Here is a 17,946-nt window from a genome sequence, read left to right on the forward strand (position 1 = left end):
CCTGTGTGCGGCGGCGGTCCATGCCCGGCATGTGTTGATACGTAGTAGTTTCGCATTTTCTGTCTGATCCTCTGAAGATCGGCCGCATGGTGTCTGGACCGCCCCGAAGGGGGCAGCCGCAGCCTGTCGACCATGGCCGCGGCCCGCCCGTCGCGGACCGCTCGCGATACAGGAGGCCTGCGTGACCCCTACGGCTGTGAGCCCGGGCGCCCTGCCCGTCGGACTGATCGCCCTGCCGGGCGTGTACCGGCCGCAGGCCGATACGGCACTCCTGGCGCAAGCGCTCGCCCACGAGGACCTCGGCCCGGGCTCCGAAGTACTGGAGATCGGCACGGGCACGGGCGGGCTCGCCCTGCAGGCCGCCGGCACCGGCGCCCGCGTGACGGCGGTGGACGTTTCCTGGCCCGCCGTGGTCACCGCCCGTCTGAACGCCCTGCGGCGCAGGCTCCCCCTGCGCGTCGTCCACGGCGACTTCGCGGCACGTGCCGGCGGTCGCCGGTACGACCTGGTGCTGTCCAACCCGCCGTACGTCCCCGCTCCGGGCGAGCGACTGCCGTCACGCGGGCCGGAGCGGGCCTGGGACGCCGGCCCGGACGGGCGCGCGGTCATCGACCGGCTCTGCGCCGGAGCCCCCCGGCTGCTGCGGCCCGGCGGCGTCCTGCTCATGGTGCACTCGGGGATGTGCGGCACCGAGGAGACCCTCCGACGGCTGGCCGGCGAGGGCCTGGAGGCCCAGGTCACGGCGAGGGCGACCGTGGCGTGGGGGCCCGTACTGCGCTCGCGGCGGTCCTGGCTGGAGCGCCGGGGCCTGGCCGCCGAGGCCGAGGAATGGGAAGAGCTGGTGGTGATCCGTGCCCGGCACCACTGACCGCCGCGCCCCGGTTGCGTCCGCGGCCCCGGCGCCCCCCTCTGCCCGCCCGGTCCCGGCCAAGCCGCAGGGACCGCCCCTCGTCGAGGCACGGGGCGAGCTCTCCGCTGCCGTGGCCGCGGCGCTGCGCTCCGGCGCCCCGCCCGCGTACACGGCGGCCTCCGTACTGATGGCCGATCCGTGGGGGGAGGACCTCCAGCTCGCGCTCCACCTCCTCTACGAGCTGCACTACCGCGGCTTCGACGGCGTGGACGACGAGCGCGAATGGGATCCCGACCTGCTGCGGCTGCGCCAAGCCCTGGAGACCCGTTTCCTGCACGCCCTGCGCACCGACCTGCCGGACGTTCCCCGAACGGTCGAGGAGGCCTTCGCGCCGCTGCTCGTGGAGCCCGTCGACCTCTCCGACAGCCTCAGCCACCGCCTCGAAACCCGCGGCGAGCTCTGGCAGCTGCGGGAGTACGCGGCCCTGCGCTCGGTCTACCACCTCAAGGAGGCCGACCCGCACGCCTGGGTGATCCCGAGGCTCACCGGCCGGGCCAAGGCGGCCATGGTCGCCATCGAGTACGACGAGTTCGGCGCCGGCCGCGCCGACCGCGTCCACGCGCAGCTGTTCGCGGACCTCATGACCGACCTCGGCCTGGACCCCGCGTACGGACGCTACCTGGACCGGGCGCCGGCGCCGCTGCTCGCGACCGTGAACCTGATGTCCCTCTTCGGCCTGCACCGGTCCCGGCGGGGCGCCCTCGTCGGCCATTTCGCGTGTGTCGAGGTCACCTCGTCACCCGGGTCCAGGCGCCTGGCCAAGGCCATGCGGCGCTGCGGCGCCGGACCCGCGGCCGAGCACTTCTACGCCGAGCACGTGGAGGCCGACGCCGTCCACGAGCAGGTCGTACGCCACGAGGTCATCGGCGGCCTGCTCGCGGACGAGCCGCAGCTGGAAGAAGACATCGCCTTCGGGTGCGCCGCGACCGTCCTGCTGGAGGACCGGCTCGCGACGTACATCGGGGAGGCCTGGGACCGGGGTGGCAGCGCCCTGCGCACGCCGTTGCCGCCCCCGGACTGAGCCGCGTACGGCCCGGTTCGCTGCCCGGCTCCCGTGTCCCCGGCGGCCGCGCGGGCGACAACGGCGGGCCGGGCACCGACAATGGGGGAGGAGCGGACCACGCCGGCTCACGGCCGGTCACGCCGCAACCGGATCCTGGGGGGCCCTGGGAAAGGGGACGTACTCCCATGACCACCGTTGCCGCCTGGGCCGCACCCGCCGCCAAGGCACCGCTGGAGCGTACGACCGTCTCCCGCCGCGCCGTCGGCGAGAAGGACGTACTGATCGACATCGCCTTCGTCGGCATCTGCCACTCCGACATCCACCAGGTCCGTGAGGGCTGGGGCAAGGCGATCTTCCCGATGGTCCCCGGGCACGAGATCGCGGGCGTCGTGGCCGAAACCGGTTCCGGGGTGACGAAGTACGCGATCGGTGACCGGGTCGGCGTCGGCTGCATGGTCGACTCCTGCCGGGTGTGCGTGAACTGCCGCGCGGGACTGCAGCAGTACTGCAGCGACGGCCCCGTCTGGACGTACAACTCCGTCGGCAAGGACGGGCAGCCCACGTACGGGGGCTACGCGCAGAAGATCGTCGTCGACGAGGACTTCGTGGTGCGCATCCCCGACGCCCTGCCGCTGGACGCCGCCGCCCCGCTGCTGTGCGCGGGGATCACCACGTACTCGCCGCTGCGGCACTGGAACGCCGGACCCGGCAGGTCGGTCGCCGTCGTGGGGCTCGGCGGGCTCGGCCACATGGGCGTGAAGATCGCTCACGCACTGGGGGCCGAGGTCACCGTGCTCTCCCAGAGCCTGCGCAAGAAGGACGACGGCCTGCGGATGGGCGCCGATCACTACCACGCCACCGCCGACCCGGCCACGTTCACGGACCTCGCCGGCAGCCTCGACCTCATCCTCAACACGGTCTCCGCCCCGCTCGACTTCGGCGCGTACTTCTCGCTGCTGCGCACGGACGGGGCCATGGTCAACCTCGGCATGCCGGAGGAGGCGGCGGAGGTCGACATGCAGTCCTTGTTCGGCCTCCGGCGGAGCATGAGCAGCTCGGGCATCGGCGGCATCCCCGAGACCCAGGAGATGCTGGACTTCTGCGCCGAGCACGGGGTGGTGGCGGACATCGAGACGATCGGGGCGGACGAGATCAACGAGGCCTACGAGCGCGTCCTCGCCAGCGACGTCCGCTACCGCTTCGTCATCGACACCGCCACCGTCTGAGCGGGCGCCGGGCCCGGCGGCGAGCGCCCGGCGCCGACGGCAGACCCGGCGCCCGGGTCAGAACCCGCAGGACACGCGCGCGTCCTGGAAACGCTCCGGATGGCGCCGCCGGTACTCGACCAACGACTGTGCCACCGCGGCCCCTTCGCCCACCGCGGCCCCGACCCGCTTGACCGAACCGGAGCGTACGTCGCCCACGGCGAACACCCCGGGCAGGCTCGTCTCCATCGGCAGCGCGTCCGGGGCGGCTCCGCCGCTGCCGGTCAGGACGTAGCCGCGGTCGTCGAGCGCCAGCGTGTCGCCGAGCCACTGGGTGGACGGGCGCCCGCCGATCAGGACGTACAGGCAGTGCGCGGCAACGGTGCGCTCCCCGCCCCGGCGGTCCCGCAGCTTCAGCCCGGTGAGCGTCGACCCGCCGAGGCACTCCGCCACTTCCGTGCCCAGCAGGACCTGGAGGCCCGGGGTCCGCTCGATCCGCTGCACCAGGTAGTTCGACATGGACGCGCCGAGGTCGCCGCCGCGCACGAGCAGGGTCACGGAGCGGGCGTAGCGCGCGAAGTAGAGGGCGGCCTGGCCGGCGGAGTTGCCCGCGCCCACCATGTACACGTCCTCCCCGGCGGTCGAGGGCGCGTCGGACAGGCAGGACCCGTAGTACACGCCGGAGTTGAGGAGGCGGTCGACGCCGGGGGCCGTCAGCCGGTTCCAGTCCACGCCCGTGGCGACCACGACCGCGGCCGCGGTCACCGAGGCCGACTCGTCGGTCCCGGCCTTGACGAAATCGACGGTGTGGCCGCCCGAACCGGTCGGGGTCACCCGACTGGCCACCCGGGTGGGCTGCCACTCGACGCGGGCCCGCCGGGCCTGCTGCAAGGCGCGCTGGGCCAGGTCGGCGCCCGTGAGCCCGACGGGAAATCCGAGGTAGTTCTCGATCCGCGAGGTCGTGCCCGCCTGTCCGCCGGGCGCGTCGTCCTCGATCACCACCACGCTCATGCCCTCGGCGGCGGCGTACACCGCCGCGGACAGCCCGCCGGGACCGCCGCCGATCACCGCGACGTCGTAGTGGTCCTGCGCGGCGGGCCGGATGAGGCCGAGCCGCTCGGCCAGCGCGCTGAGCGAGGGGTCCACCATCTCCGTTCCGTCGCCCAGCCGTACGGTCACCGGCGCATCGCGGACGTCCTCTTCGGGCAGCCACCGGAAGAGGACGCCACTGCGCCCGAGGAAGTCGCGCACCGCGTACGCGGCGGGCGAGAAGCGGCTGCCGCGCACCTCGGCGGTGGGCAGAGCCCCCTGGCAGTCGGCACTCCACGTGCACAGGGAGTCGTCGAGAGCGCCCCGGAGGTGCTCGGCCGGGCTCTCGCCGCCCGGAGCCCCTTCGGTGCGGGCACCGGGCACGGCGCCGAAGTGCGCGGCCAGCGGCAGCCAGCGCACTCCGGGGTGCGCGGCGCCGGAGTCGGGGGCCTCGTCCGCGAGGACGGCGGCGACCGGTACCTTCCGGTCGGCAAGCGCCGTCAGCGTCCGGGCCACTTCCGCCGGTCCCGCGACCTGGAGCACGCGGAACGAGTTCCGGTACCAGCCCTGCACCAGCGCGGCCGTCTCATCGCGTCGGAGCGGATCGGGGTCGCAGAGCAGGATCACCGGCAGTGCGGCATTGACCATCAGAGGTCCTCCAGGTGGGTGTGGGAGATCGGCCTCCGCCCGCGCCCGACGGGCGGGGGCGCGGGACGGGGCGATACGGTGCGGTGGGTTCGGCCGGATCCGGCCGGGCCGGGTTGCGGAAGCCGACGGTACGGCGGGCCCGGCAGCGGCCGGTCGGCGGCTCGGCGGCCGCCGACCGGGACGCGAGGGCACGGGAGCGCGGGCCGGGGTTCGCTCCCGGCGCCCCGCTGCCGCTCAGAGGCGGCCGAAGAACTGGTTCCCGCGCGCCGCGTAGTTCTCGCTCGTGTAGTACTCCTTCATCGCGGAGCTGATCTCCTCCCGGCTCAACTGCCCGTCACCGTCCAGGTCCAGCTGGTTGAAGGCCTCGTCGAAGGTCTCCCGGGGCAGGCGGAACATGCCGTGCAGCAGGTCGGTGTACTCCTCGCGGCTCAGCATGCCGTCGCCGTCGCGGTCGCCGAGCTCGGTCCAGGCGTTGCTCATGTTCCGGATCCGTTCCCAGATCCGGTTCTGGTCCGTGACGATGCGCGCCCGGAACGCCGCCCGGAACTCCTGCCGGTCGACCGCTCCGTCGTCGTTCTTGTCCATCTGGTGGAAGACGGTGTCCCACAGGTCCGCCAGCGAGTTCCGGAGCCCGGCCACGGCGTCCGGAGCGTAGCCGCGTGACTCGGCCAGCTGATCCGAGAGGCCGATCACGTCCGACTTCACGAGCCGCCCGTCGCGGTCCGAGTCGAAGACGTCGAACGCCCGCTCCAACTTGATGTCCAGAACGCTCACGGCACCATCCCCTTACGTTGCGTGGTCGTCTCGTCACGGTGCGAGACGGGGAACAGGAAACCACATGCCGTGACCTTGGTGCATGCCGCCGACTGCCCTCTCGGTCGTCGGATTTCGGCCATTCGTCAGCAGGGGGCCGGCGGCACGGACCCGTCGGGGAAGAGCGGGGACAGGCGAAAGGGTTCGCCAGGGCGGGGCAGCGCTCAGCCGGCGTTGCACACCCGGTTGAAGGAGCGGTTGGCCGCCTGGGTCCAGGCCTGCCAGTAGGCGTCGCTGTGCTGCGCGCCGCTCTTGTCCGGGACCGGCTTCGTGGCGCAGCTCTTGGCTGCCGCGGCGGTGCCCGCCTGGGCTCCCGCCGCACGGCCCTGGGCGACGTCGCGCCGGGAACCGGGCTGGACCGGGGTCGTGTTCTGCGGGTTCTGCGGCTTCGGGTTCTGCGGCGCGCCGACCTTCTTGCAGTTCACGAAGATGAAGTTCTGGTCTTCGTTCACCGCGAGGACGGTGTAGTCGACGTTCTTCTGGAACCGCTTCACGAGGAACGTGCCGTCAGGACCGATCGCCAGGTCCACGGTGCTCTCGCCGTCGTTGAGCTTGCGAGGTCCGGTGAACCCCTCGCCGGAGATCGTGACGTACGTGTCGTTCGGCCCGGGCGTGACCGTACAGCTGGCGGCTGGTGCCGCCGCGCCGGCGGAGGGTGCGAGGGCGCCCGCGGCGGGTGCGAGGGCGACGGCGCCACCACATACGACCGAGGAGACGAGCAGGGACGCGACCACGGCGCGTCGGGTGCGTCGGTACATGAGGGTGCTCCCATCGGATGTCGAGGGGGAGCGCGGAGGGCGGACCGCGTCGGCGGAGCGCTCGCGCCTTTCCATGGTCCCCCCGGATCCCCCGGGGTGTCGACCGGGAGGGGATCGGGGGCCGTCAACGGCGATGCGCGGGACTCACTTGAACGGGTGGCGCGCGCGGGTCGTGCGTTGACCGCCGGCGCACGGCTCCCGGCCGGAACCCCGACGGACGCCCGCCCTCGCGCGCCGGCCGGCCGGCGCCTTGGGGCGGCACGCGATCCTGCCGGTGGGAAGAGCACATGTCCGTATCGGTCCCCGCGCCGCCGGGCCCCCCGCCCGGACCTCCCCCGCGAGGAGGCGGTGCGCCCTCCGGGCAGGGAGCCGCGGCCGCCCGCCCTGCCAGATGCGGTCGATTCCATGCGTCGGCGGTGTGAGTCGTGACAGGGATCGATCAATTGCGGTTCCAGGTCGGTCAACGCGGACGTTCCCGTTCCAGCAAGGTCACATGGTGTACCCGAACTGACTATTCTCCCCTGCGTGTTGCGCTGCACTCACAGCGAGTGACCGAGTGTCGTGCCGCGCGCGCAGGAGAGGCCCGTCCGTAGGGAGGCGTGAGGACCGATGCGAGCTCGAACCGACCCGTCGGAGTCGTCCATGACGCCGCTCGCGCCCGGCCGGCCGGCCTCCCGGCCGCTCCCGCCGCCGCACCGCACCACCCCCAGTCCACTCATTCCAGACTGTTTAGGGACCCCTCGATGGTTCGTACCGGTTCAACCCCCGGAGGCCCGCCACGTGCGTTGGCTCCGGCATGGCTCATCCCTCCCGGCCTGCTGGCCGGGGCATGCGGCATAGCGCTGGTCCTCGTCCCGGCGCAGATACGGCCGCCGGTTGCCTGGTGCGGTCTCGTCGCGGTGGTCCTGACGGTCGTCACCTCGGCCGAGACGGCACGCAGAGCGCGCGCGGCGGAGCAGGCCCGGTACGCACGGGTGACCGCCGATGTGCAGCAGTACTACGCGCAACGCGAAGCGGCCCTGTTCGGGCGCCTGTCCGATCAGCGGGCCACCGTGGTGTGGCTCGCCGAGGAACTGCTCCCCGCGGCCGTCGCCCGCATGAAGAACGGCGACCCCGCCAGCGAGATCCTGCAGGCCGTCAGGTTCGGGGAGCATCTCGACGGCGACTTCGCGGAAGCCCTCAGGGCCGCCCTGCGGACGCTCCTGGAAGCGGTGGAGGCCGAGGAGCAGACCCGGGACTCCTCCCAGCGGGCCATGGTGGCCATCGCGCGCCGGGTCCAGGCGATCGTGCACCAGCTCGCCAAGGACCTCCGTGACATGCAGATCCTGCACGGTACGGACCTCGTCGTCTCCCACGGCCTCCAGGCCATCGACCACCGCAACGCCCTGATCGGGCGGCTGGCGGCCAGCGTCGCGGTGCTGGGTGACGCCCGGCCCGGCCGCCAGTGGTCGAAGGCGATCCCGCTCTACGACGTCCTGCGGGGCGCCATGTCCCGCATCGTGGACTACCCCCGTGTGAAGCTGCAGTCGGTGACGGAGGTGGCCGTCACCGGTCCCGGGGCGGAGCCCTTGATCCACCTGCTCGCCGAACTGCTCGACAACGCCACCACCTTCTCGCCCCCGCACACCCCGGTCGAGGTGAGCGCGAGCGAGGTGCCGTCCGGCATCGCCATCGAGATCGAGGACCGCGGGGTCGGACTCACCGAGGAGGTCCGCCGGCGCATCGACCGCGTGATGGCCCAGGCGTCCTCCAGCCTGGAGCTGGCCGACCTGGGCGAGGCGACGCAGCTCGGCCTGCCCGTCGTCAGCAGGCTGGCCCGCGAGAACGGCCTCGAGGTCGATCTGCGCCTCTCCGCGTACGGGGGAGTGCGGGCCGTGGTGCTCGTTCCGCGGCGCCTGATCACCACCGTCGAGCAACCGCCGCAGAGAGTACAGCCGTTCGTGCCGAGGCGCACCGCCCCTGCGATGGGTCCGAGGCTGACGGTCGGCCCGGGTCCGAGGCCGACGGCGACCCGGGATCCCGTCGAGGCCGGCCAGACCACGAACGGGCTGCCGCAGCGCCGGCGCGAATCCCCCGTCCCCACACCGGTCGTCCGCACGGCGCCCCAACCCCCCGTTGTCCCGGCCGTCTCCCCCGGATCGGCCGGCGCGGGCCGGCAGCCGGGCCTGATGTGGGAGGCGTTCAACGGTGAGAAGAGATCGGGTACCGGCCCTTCCGTCCAGCGCGAGTCATCAGATGAGGATGAGTAACCGTGACGCCACTGCCCAACATGGACTGGATGCTCAAGGAACTCGCGTCCAGCGTCCCTTACGTGCGACACGTCGTCGCGCTCTCGTCGGACGGCCTGTGCATCGGTCAGGCGAACACGGAGACCGACACCGCCGACGCGATCGCCGCGGCCTGCTCGGGAATGCAGAGCCTGGCGCGGGCCATCGCGCAGAAGTTCCCGCACGGGGACGGCTCGACGCGCATGGTCGGGATCGAGGTCGACGGCGGCTACTTCTCCCTGATGGCGGCCGGACCCGGGGCCTACCTCGCGGTCCTGGCCGATGAGGAGGTGGACGCGGGGCTGCTGGGCGACCGCATGCGTACGCTCGTGTTCAGGATCGGCCAGCACCTGACGAGCCCCCCTCGCGATGACGTCGGGCAGGCGATGTGACGTCAAAGCACCACGGAGCCTGGGACGAAGGCAGTCCCGTTCCTCTGTACGTCATCTCCGGTGGCCCCGGTTCGTCGGCCAAGGCCTTCAACCTGGTCACCCTCATCACATCGAGGTCCGCACCCGAACCCGCGATGCAGCCCGAGCAGGCGGCGATCCTCGCCATGTGCCAGTACCCGCTGTCGGTGGCCGAGATATCCGCGTATCTCACCCTGCCGTTCAGCGTCCTCACGGCCCTGCTCTCCCAGCTCGTCGAGGACGGGCGGGTCGAGGCGATCGCCCCGGTCCCGGTCGCCGCGGTCCCCGAACTCGGCCTTCTGGAGGCGGTGATCCATGGACTACGCAATCTCTGAGGTACCGGCCGCCGGCCCCCGCGGCACCGACATGCTGCTGCCGCACGGCGCCAGGGGAGTCAAGGTCGTGATCGTCGGCGGCTTCGGCGTCGGCAAGACGACGATGGTCGGGGCGGTGAGCGAGATCTCGCCCCTGACGACCGAAGAGACCATGACCCAGGCCGGCATCGGCATCGACCAGAATCCCGGCGCCGAGGGCAAGAAGACCACCACCGTCGCCATGGACTTCGGCCGCATCAGCATCAACGAGGAGCTGATCCTCTACCTCTTCGGAACGCCGGGCCAGGAGCGCTTCTGGTTCCTGTGGAACGGCATCTTCGAAGGCGCGCTCGGCGCCGTGGTCCTCGTCGACACCCGCAGGATCGAAGTCTGCTTCGAGATCATCACCCGCCTGGAAGACCGCCGCGTCCCCTTCGTCGTGGCCGTCAACTCCTTCCCCGAGGCCCCACAGCACCCGATGTCGGTCCTGCGGACCGCCCTGGACCTCAACGAATCCGTGCCCATCGTCACCTGTGACGCGCGCGACCGGGCGTCATGCCGTGACGCCCTGCTCTCGCTGATGGGCTACCTGTGCACCCTCGCCGCCGCCCAGGAGTCCGCATGACCGTCCCGCCCTCCGACCGCACCACGACCGAACCGGGTCTCCTCCCGCCCCCGGGCTGCCCGGCCCACGCCGCACACGCCGCCACCGGTGCCGGGGGAGCGACCCGGCTGCACGGCGTCGCCGCCGAGACCGACCCCATGGGCCTGTACGAGAAGCTGAGAGCCGAACACGGGCCGGTGGCGCCCGTCCTGCTCGAAGGGGACGTGCGCGCCTGGCTCGTACTCGGCTACCTCGAAAACCGCGACGTGGCCACCCGCTCCACCCAGTTCTCCCGCGACCCCCGCACCTGGCACGGCTGGAGGAGCGGCGAGATCGACCCCGAGACCTCGCCGCTCGTGCCGATGATCGGCTGGCGCCCCGACTGCGTGTGCGCCGACGGCGAGGAACACCAGCGCCTGCGCGGCGCCGTCACCGCCGGACTCAACCAGTTCGACCAGCGCGGGATCCGCCGTCACATCACCCGCTTCGCACACCAGCTGATCGACGACTTCAGCGAGAACGGCAGGACGGAGCTGGTGGGCGAGTTCGCCGAACCCCTGCCCATGCTCGTCCTCACCCGTCTGCTCGGCATGGCGGACGAGGACGCGCCCCGGCTCGTCCACGCCGCCCGGGACCTCTTCAAGGCCACCGAGACCTCGCTCGCCAGCAACGCCTATGTGCTGGAGACCCTGAAGGAGCTCGTCGCCGCGAAGCGCGCCCGGCCGGGACCGGACATCGCCTCCGTGCTCATGGCCCACCCGGCCGGCCTCAGTGACGAGGAGGTGCAGCACCACCTGCGCCTGATCCTGCTCGCCGGCTACGAGACCACCGCCAATCTCATGGCCAACGTGCTGCGGATGGCGGTCACCGACCCGCGGTTCCGCGGGTCGTTGGCCGGCGGCCAGATGACCCTGCCCGAAGCCGTGGAGCAAGTGCTCTGGGACGAGCCTCCGTTGATGGTGTGCCCGGGTCGCTGGGCCACCGGCGACACCACCCTCGGAGGGCAGGAGATCAAGGCGGGCGACATGCTGCTGCTCGGCCTGGCCGCCGGCAACGTCGACCAGGCGGTCCGCCGGGATCCCTCGGCCCGCGTGCACCACAACCGCGCGCACCTGTCCTTCAGCGCCGGCGCCCACGAATGCCCCGGCCAGGACATCGGCCGTGTCATCGCGGACACCGGCATCGACATCCTGCTCACCCGCTTGCCCGACATCACCCTGGCCGTTCCCGGGTCCGAGCTCACCTGGCGCTCCTCGACCTGGGCCCGGCATCTGACGGCGCTGCCCGTGAAGTTCGCGGCCCGGCCCCGTGAGGCCCGAGAGCTCCTGACGGCGCCGCTGCCCGCGCCGCCCCCGCCGGCCGTCGGCATGCCCGTCGCGCCGCGCATGCCGGATTCCGTGCCCCGCCTGTCGTGGCGGGCGCGGCTGAGGCGGTTCCTGGGCATGTGACGGCCCCCGCCCGGCCCGGCGCACCACCGTCCGGGCCGTGGCGGACGTCAGGGCCGAGGGGCTGGCGCGCGGCACGGTCCGCCGGCTCCTCAGTCCGGTACGCCCCCGGGGGCGTACCGGGGCGCCCCGGTGTACCAGGCGTGGAGCCCGGACAGGAAGCTCCAGGCGCCCCGCAGCCAGGCCTCCAGTTGGAGCCGTTCGCCCTGGTCCAGTCCGGCTCGCTGGACGAGCGGGGGCAGTTCGTTGCGTATGAGGTGCTCGAAATGGCGCAGCCGGGCGCCGACCAGGTCCGCGGCGGCGTGCATCGCCTCCTTGACGGTGAGGCCCAGGGAGGTCTCCAGGACGACGACGAGATTGTTGACGTCGTACTCGTCGTGGACCTCCCGCTGGTAGGAGGCGATGTCGTTCGCCAGGCCCATGTAGTCCATGAAGGCGTCGAGGAGGGCGCAGACGGTCCCGCTGTGCCGGATCCGCTCGGGTATTCGTGCTCCGGTGGCGAGTTCGACGGAGTAGGGCGCGGTGTAGGCGGCGAAGCTCTCGCGGCGGAACTGGGCGTACTCGATGAGGTCGGGGACGCGGCCGGCGCGGCTGTTGACCAGTTCCTGGACTCCGGCGTCGACGTAACGTGCCAGCGCCCGGTTGAGCCCCTGGCGCCAGTGCGCGAGTCTCGGCGGGAACAGGTGGTGCTGGAGGTCGGCCATGCCCCTCTCGATCGCGTTGGCCGGTTCGGGCAGCGAGGCGTCCGGCTCCGGGGGCAGGAAGTCGTGGAGACGGGCGGTGAAGGCGTGCGCGCCCGCGAGGTCGCCCGTCTGCTTGAAGGCGGAGGCGAAGTAGTCGTCCCAGGCCAGGGCCCAGAGGTTGAACCGGTGATTGAGCCGCAGCGCGGCGAGCGAGGCGTCGGGGAGGGTCCATGCGGTCAACTGGTCGACGGCCATCGCATGGAACTGGGACCGGCTCCAGATCGGCCGGGCGGACGGCGCCTGATCACCGGCCAGCATGCCCATCTCGCGCGCCCACGTCTCGGACTCCTTGCGCAGAACCGACAGGTACGGATTCAGCCGCACCGGGTACGGCATCCGCAGTACGGGCAGCTCGATGTCCTGCACTTTCATGGGATCCCTACCTCCCTTGGGGCGCACACCGGTGTGCGGACCACACGTGCGAGCGGGCTGTCGTCGGAAGGAAGTCCCAGGCCAGGGGTATGAGCGGCCTGCCGGGGACTCGCGGCGTCATACGAGGACGTGAACGCGCTGCACATTCGGGAACGATCGGGCCGGGCCGGTTCGGCGCCGGGGCGTGACGATCCACTGCGGGGACGGACGTCGACTAGTTCTCGCCATTTGGCGCACCAACCCTTCCCACTGCGGCCGATCTGCAACCCCATGCGGTTGTCTTCGGCCACGATCAGAGCAGGATTACGCAAAGGAAACGATCAGTCTGGGCGGGTTTGGCTCAAATTCGATCCTTGGGTGGCGTCGTCAGACAGCGCGGCACCCCTGTGGGCTCTCCGCGCCGTCTTTAGCCGAAGTTGCTTAAAGACACGGACTCCCGGGTCGGCGGCACTATCGTCCAGGTCCCTCGATCCGTACGAGCCCGCCAGAGTCCGCCCCCGTCGCCCCAGGTGACACGCACCGTTCGGGAGACCGTGCCCTCATGCCCAGTGGATCGCTGCCCCCGAGGCGGTCGTCGGCCCTCTTGGTGCTGGTCGTCTCCCTGCTCGCCCTGCTCCTGGGCGGAGCCGGACCGGCCTTCGCGCATGCGGGTCTGAGCGGATCGGATCCCGCGGACGGCGCCGTCCTCACGAACGGGCCGCAGTACGTCACGCTCACCTTCACCGAGTCGGTCGGCTTCTCCGACGACTCGCTGCGGGTCCTGTCGCCGAAGAACGAGCGCGTGAACCCGCGGCCCGCGCAGCACGCGGACGGCAAGGACAACACCGCACGGGTGGAGTTGTCCGGCAAGCTGCCCGAGGGCAGCTACACGGTGGCGTGGCGGGTCGTCTCCGCCGACGGCCACCCGGTCTCCGGCGCGTTCGTGTTCTCCGTCGGCCAACCGTCCGAGACCGCCGCCGTGGTGGCGACCGGCTCACCGGACGACACGGCGGTCGCCCGCCTCCACGGCGTCTTCCGGTACGTCGCCTACAGCGGTCTGGCCCTCCTCCTCGGCGCCGCCGCGTTCGTCCTGCTGTGCTGGCCCGCGGCGGGAGCGGTCCGTCCGGTACGCAGGACGCTGGCGGTGGGGTGGGCGGCGCTGACGGCTTCCACGACGGCCCTGTTGCTGCTGCGCGGCCCGTACGAGGCGGCGGCCCCGGTGACTTCGGTGTTCGACCTGGCCCAGCTGGGCCGTACCGCCACGGGGCGGCCCGGCGCAGCACTGATCGTACGTCTCGTACTCCTGGCGCTCGGCGCGGTGTTGCTCAGGCGGTGGGGCCGGCGGCCGGACGCCCCCGGCCCCGGGGCCCGCCTCCGGTTGAGCGGCGCGCTGCTCGCGGTGGCCCTGACGGCCACGTGGGCCGCCGCGGAACACGCATCCGCCGGTCCCCAGGTGGCGCTCGCCGTGCCCGTCGCCGCCCTGCACCTGCTGGCCATGGGGGTCTGGCTGGGCGGCCTGGTCACCCTGCTGCTCCTGCTGCGGCGCCGTGGCGCCGACGGCCAGGAGGTTCCGGCGGCGGCGATCGGCCGTTTTTCGGCGCTGGCCTTCGGCGCCGTCGCGGTGCTGGTCGGCACCGGGGCGTACCAGTCCTGGCGCCAAGTCGGCTCCTGGGAGGCGCTGTCCACCACCTCGTACGGCAAGGTCCTCCTCGTGAAGATCGCCGCGGTGGTCCTGGTGCTGTGCGCGGCGTCCTTCTCCCGGCGCTGGACCGCCCGCCTCGTCCACGAGGCGCCACCGTCCGCCCGGACGCCGACGGTGCCCGCCGCGGCCGAGCGGGTGCGGGTACCCCAGACGGTGGGGGCGCCCGCTCCCGCGGCGGGACAGGACCTCGGCACCGCCTTTGGGGAGGGGCCGGGCGACGGGAGGAAGCCGCCCGCCTTCGACGCCGGCGCGTACCGGCGCGCCCTGCGCCGCATGGTGACCGCCGAAGCCGTGCTCGGTGTCGTGGTCCTGGTGATCACCACCGTGCTCACCGGCACCCAGCCCGGCCGCGCCGCCGGCGAGCGGGTCTCGGCGGCTTCCGCGGCGCAGCCGCAGGTGAAGGTGGTCACGGTCCCCTTCGACATGGGCACGGCCAACCACCAGGGCACGGTGCAGATCACGCTGACGCCGGGCCGCGTCGGCGAGAACACCGTCGAAGCCGTCGTCTACACCGCGGACGGCGGCCTCGCCACCGTCCCGGAACTCCGCCTCACGCTCACCCGGGAAGAGCTGGGGATCGGCCCGCTCGACGCCAGGCTCAAGGATCGGAAGGGCTACTGGGCCGCGTACGACCTGCGGCTCCCCATGCCCGGCGTGTGGACCCTGGACGTCACGGTGCGCACCACCGACATCGACCAGGTCACCGTGCACGACACGGTCCGCATCACGGCGGCGCCGAGGTAGCGGGCCACCGTCGCCCCGGCCCCGGGTTCAGAGGACCAGGGGGAGGGCGGTCAAACCCCGGGTGAGGCGGGTGCGGCGCCAGGTCGGCGCGTGCGCGGGGAGGGCCGGGCGGACGTCCGGGAAACGGGTCACCAGCGCCCGGAGGGCGATTTCCGCCTCGGTACGGGCCAGGGGGGCGCCCGGGCAGCGGTGGATGCCGTGGCCGAAGGAGAGGTGGCCGCCGGCGTCGCGGTCGAGGTCGAGGCGGTGCGGGTCGGGGTACGCCGCCGGGTCACGGTTGGCGGCCCCGGGGGCGATGAGCACCGGGAAGCCCGCGGGGATGTCGACCCCGCCGACGCGCAGGGCCTGCGTGCTGTGACGGAAGGTGGCCACGCTCACCGGGGAGTCGTAGCGCAGCAGTTCGTCCAGGGCGCCGGGGATCAGATGGGGGTCCCGGCGCAGCCGCTGGAATGTTTCCGGGTGCCGGAGCAGGGCCAGTACGGAGTTGCCGATGAGGTGGGTGGTGGTCTCGTGCCCGGCCACCAGGAGCAGGGCGGCCAGCGAGACCGTCTCGTCCGGGTCGAGGCCGCCCGCCTCGCAGTCCCGCACGAGGGCGTGGAGCGGGCCCTCGCCGGGGGTGGCGCGGGCCGTGTCGACGAGGTGGGTCAGGTGGTCGCCGATCCGGTGCGAGGCGGCGTCGATACGGCTGTCGTCGGTCGCGTCGAAGAGGTCGTGGGACCAGCCGGCGAGCGTGGCGCGGTCGGACTCCGGCACCCCCAGCAGCTCGCAGACGACGGTGACCGGCAGGGGCACCGCCAGGTCCGCCACCAGGTCGACCTCCGTGCCCGGCCGCCACGCGCTCATGAGGTCGTCGACGACCCGGGTGATGTACGGGCGCAGTTCCCGGACGCGGCCGGTGGTGAACAGCCGCGTCGCCACCCGCCGGTGGCGGGTGTGCGCGGGCGGGTCGCTCGCCAGCATGTTGCGGCAGATCGCCGGGTGCAGGTCGCGGTTCGAGGGCCGGCCGGCGAAGAAGCGGGCCGTGTCCTTGGACAGACGGGGGTCGGTGAACGCCTCGCGGGCCTCGGCGTGGCCGGTGATCAGGTATGCGTGGCGTCCGCCGGAGCCGGTGGGGACGCGTTGTACCGGACAGCCTTCGCGCAGCCGCTCGTAGGTGGGGTAGGGGTCGGCGAAGAAGCGCGGATCGCGCAGGGGGTCCTGCCGCGGGGTGCTCACGAGTCCGCACCCCCGCGTGCTTCGCCGAGACCGCCACGTGCTTCGCCGAGACCGCCGCGTGCTTCGCCGAGACCGCCACGTGCTTCGCCGAGACCGCCGCGTGCTTCGCCGAGACCGCCGCGGTCTTCCGTACCGCTCAGGTCGTCATCCTCCACCTGTACGACCTCCGTGGCGTGCTCACGAGCATTCACTCCGGTGCAGCACGCTACCAGCGCTCCCGCCGGCGGAGTGGCGGGACGGGAGCGGTGGCCGCTTGGGCCCGCCCGGGCCGCAATCGCCCGGTCGGCGCGGCGCGCCGCCGTCTCGGTGGGCGGGCCGCGCGCGGTCGTCGCTCGTAGCCTGAGGGGGTGCCCGACTTCGGTCCGGCAGTCAGGCGGAGCGGCGGGAGGAGGTCCCATGAGCAGGCGTTGGACCGCGCGGCTGGCCCTGGTGACGGGCCTGGCGGCGCTCGCGGTGCTGGTGCTGTTCGGCGGCTTCACGAGCCTCCTGCTGATGGCCGTGGGGTGGGCCGGACTGGTCCTCACGGCGGCAGGCGTGTGGTGGATGCTCACCCGCACCGGCTGGATCAGGGTGCTCGCCGGGCTGCTGGTGGCCGTGGCGCCGCTCGCGGTGCTGCTCCTGTACGCGGCCGCCGGGCTGCTGTGGGTCGTGCTGGTCTCGCTCGCCCTGTGGGCGCTGGCCGTCGCCGCGGGCAGCGCCGCCCTCACGGAGGACGCCGAGGGCATGCCGGAGCGCTCCACCGCCCGGGCCGAGCGGCCCTTCGTGATCATGAATCCGCGCTCGGGTGGCGGGAAGGTCGAGAAGTTCGGCCTGGCGGAGCGGGCCAGGGCCCTGGGCGCCGAGGTGGTCCTGCTGGATCCGGACCGTCGCCAGGACGTGGCCGAGCTGGCGCGGCAGGCCGTCGAGGACGGGGCCGACCTGCTGGGGGTCGCGGGCGGCGACGGTACGCAGGCGCTGGTCGCCGCCGTGGCCGCGGAGCACGACATCCCGTTCATGGTGATCTGCGCGGGCACGCGCAACCACTTCGCCATGGACCTGGGCCTGGACCGGCAGGATCCCTCCCGGTGTCTGGAGGCCCTGACCGACGGCGTCGAACTGCGCGTCGACCTCGGCTACATCCTTGAGGGGGAGCCGGCGGACGGGACCACAGGGGGCCCGGGGGTCACAGGGGTCACGGGGGTTACCGGGGTCGCGGGGCGGGTCTTCGTCAACAGCGCCTCGTTCGGCGTGTACGCGGAAGTCGTGCAGAGCCCGGCCTACCGGGACGACAAGGCCGGCACCATCCTGGAGATGCTGCCGGCGCTGCTGACCCAGTCCGGCGGGTCGCGGCTGAGCGTCCGAGCGGATGCGCTGACCATGGACGGTCCCCAAGCCGTGCTGGTGAGCAACAACCCGTACCAGAACGGCGATCCGGCCGGGCTCGGGCGCCGGGAGCGGCTCGACTCCGGTGAGCTCGGGATGCTCGGAGTGCAGGTCTCGAACGCGGCCGAAGCGGCGGCGCTGCTGCTGCACGGCCGCCAGGGGCGCGGTTTGACCGCCGTCACCGCCCGTGAGGTGCTCGTCGACGCCGACGCGCCCGCCATCCCCTGCGGTGTCGACGGCGAAGCCCTGGTGCTGTCCACTCCCGTGCGCTGCCGCATCGCCCCCGGCGTACTGCGCGTACGCGTGCCCCGGCACCGTCCCGGTGTGCCGCGCGCCGCGGCCGCGATGGACTGGCGCCGGGTGCGGCAGCTGGCTCTGACCATGGGACGGGCCGCGACGGGGCGCGCCGACGCCTGAACGACG

At 72.8% G+C, this 17,946-nt stretch carries 15 protein-coding genes; 10 read left to right on the plus strand and 5 right to left on the minus strand.

The genetic code is table 11. The features are described 5' to 3' along the window. Positions 1 to 181: 181 nt before the first annotated feature. The 3 genes from ACS04_RS24600 (at position 182) to ACS04_RS24610 (ending at position 3,139) form a co-directional block, all read left to right on the plus strand. Complete coding sequence (locus tag ACS04_RS24600) at positions 182 to 868, plus strand: HemK2/MTQ2 family protein methyltransferase (RefSeq protein ID WP_048478931.1); 687 nt, start codon at positions 182 to 184, stop codon at positions 866 to 868. Positions 869 to 980: 112 nt separating this feature from the next. Continuing rightward, positions 981 to 1,931 carry an iron-containing redox enzyme family protein gene (locus tag ACS04_RS24605; protein WP_048478943.1) on the plus strand — a complete coding sequence of 317 codons (951 nt, stop codon included), beginning with the start codon at positions 981 to 983 and terminating at the stop codon, positions 1,929 to 1,931. Between the two features lie 167 nt (positions 1,932 to 2,098). Next, entirely contained in the window at positions 2,099 to 3,139 is a 1,041-nt protein-coding gene (locus ACS04_RS24610) for an NAD(P)-dependent alcohol dehydrogenase (protein WP_048478932.1), read from the plus strand. Positions 3,140 to 3,196: 57 nt separating this feature from the next. Here the strand turns inward: ACS04_RS24610 and ACS04_RS24615 are convergent, their stop codons facing one another. From ACS04_RS24615 to ACS04_RS24625, 3 genes are all read right to left on the minus strand, one after another. Then, positions 3,197 to 4,795 (minus strand): NAD(P)/FAD-dependent oxidoreductase, encoded by a 1,599-nt coding sequence (locus ACS04_RS24615; RefSeq protein WP_053080933.1) that lies wholly within the window; start codon positions 4,793 to 4,795, stop codon positions 3,197 to 3,199. Positions 4,796 to 5,029: 234 nt separating this feature from the next. After that, positions 5,030 to 5,569 carry an EF-hand domain-containing protein gene (locus ACS04_RS35465; RefSeq protein WP_053080934.1) on the minus strand — a complete coding sequence of 180 codons (540 nt, stop codon included), beginning with the start codon at positions 5,567 to 5,569 and terminating at the stop codon, positions 5,030 to 5,032. 203 nt (positions 5,570 to 5,772) lie between these two features. Then, the gene (locus tag ACS04_RS24625; protein ID WP_048478933.1) at positions 5,773 to 6,366 is read right to left on the minus strand and encodes a hypothetical protein; all 594 of its coding nucleotides are present in this window, start codon (positions 6,364 to 6,366) and stop codon (positions 5,773 to 5,775) included. Between the two features lie 785 nt (positions 6,367 to 7,151). Here ACS04_RS24625 and ACS04_RS24630 point away from each other — a divergent pair. The 5 genes from ACS04_RS24630 to ACS04_RS24650 are packed head-to-tail and all read left to right on the plus strand — an operon-like array spanning position 7,152 to position 11,409. Beyond that, on the plus strand, positions 7,152 to 8,615 hold the full coding sequence (locus tag ACS04_RS24630; RefSeq protein ID WP_158977487.1) for a sensor histidine kinase: 1,464 nt from the start codon (positions 7,152 to 7,154) through the stop codon (positions 8,613 to 8,615). 20 nt (positions 8,616 to 8,635) lie between these two features. Further along, positions 8,636 to 9,025, plus strand: a complete 390-nt coding sequence (locus ACS04_RS24635) for a roadblock/LC7 domain-containing protein (RefSeq protein ID WP_048478946.1) — start codon at positions 8,636 to 8,638, stop codon at positions 9,023 to 9,025. Next, positions 9,022 to 9,378 carry a DUF742 domain-containing protein gene (locus ACS04_RS24640; protein ID WP_048478935.1) on the plus strand — a complete coding sequence of 119 codons (357 nt, stop codon included), beginning with the start codon at positions 9,022 to 9,024 and terminating at the stop codon, positions 9,376 to 9,378. Before ACS04_RS24635 ends, ACS04_RS24640 begins: the two co-directional genes overlap by 4 nt. Then, positions 9,359 to 9,982 carry a GTP-binding protein gene (locus ACS04_RS24645; RefSeq protein ID WP_048478936.1) on the plus strand — a complete coding sequence of 208 codons (624 nt, stop codon included), beginning with the start codon at positions 9,359 to 9,361 and terminating at the stop codon, positions 9,980 to 9,982. The genes ACS04_RS24640 and ACS04_RS24645 overlap by 20 nt, the downstream gene beginning before the upstream one ends. Continuing rightward, complete coding sequence (locus tag ACS04_RS24650) at positions 9,979 to 11,409, plus strand: cytochrome P450 (protein WP_053080937.1); 1,431 nt, start codon at positions 9,979 to 9,981, stop codon at positions 11,407 to 11,409. The genes ACS04_RS24645 and ACS04_RS24650 overlap by 4 nt, the downstream gene beginning before the upstream one ends. Positions 11,410 to 11,498: 89 nt before the next feature. Here ACS04_RS24650 and ACS04_RS24655 read toward each other — a convergent pair whose 3' ends face one another. After that, complete coding sequence (locus ACS04_RS24655) at positions 11,499 to 12,521, minus strand: terpene synthase family protein (protein WP_048478937.1); 1,023 nt, start codon at positions 12,519 to 12,521, stop codon at positions 11,499 to 11,501. A 541-nt stretch (positions 12,522 to 13,062) separates the two neighbouring features. On the opposite strand from ACS04_RS24655, the gene ACS04_RS24660 reads away from it, so the two are divergent. Next, positions 13,063 to 14,946 carry a copper resistance CopC/CopD family protein gene (locus ACS04_RS24660; protein WP_245236527.1) on the plus strand — a complete coding sequence of 628 codons (1,884 nt, stop codon included), beginning with the start codon at positions 13,063 to 13,065 and terminating at the stop codon, positions 14,944 to 14,946. Positions 14,947 to 14,973: 27 nt separating this feature from the next. On the opposite strand, the gene ACS04_RS24665 is transcribed toward ACS04_RS24660, so the two are convergent. Beyond that, positions 14,974 to 16,161: a cytochrome P450 family protein gene (locus ACS04_RS24665; RefSeq protein WP_048478939.1), complete on the minus strand. Its 1,188-nt coding sequence runs from the start codon at positions 16,159 to 16,161 to the stop codon at positions 14,974 to 14,976. 396 nt (positions 16,162 to 16,557) lie between these two features. On the opposite strand from ACS04_RS24665, the gene ACS04_RS24670 reads away from it, so the two are divergent. Beyond that, a complete protein-coding gene (locus ACS04_RS24670; protein ID WP_048478940.1) occupies positions 16,558 to 17,940 on the plus strand; it encodes a diacylglycerol/lipid kinase family protein in 1,383 nt (460 codons plus the stop codon). Positions 17,941 to 17,946: the final 6 nt, after the last annotated feature.

It is taken from the genome of Streptomyces roseus (genome assembly GCF_001044425.1).
In the GTDB taxonomy this organism is placed as follows: domain Bacteria; phylum Actinomycetota; class Actinomycetes; order Streptomycetales; family Streptomycetaceae; genus Streptomyces; species Streptomyces roseus.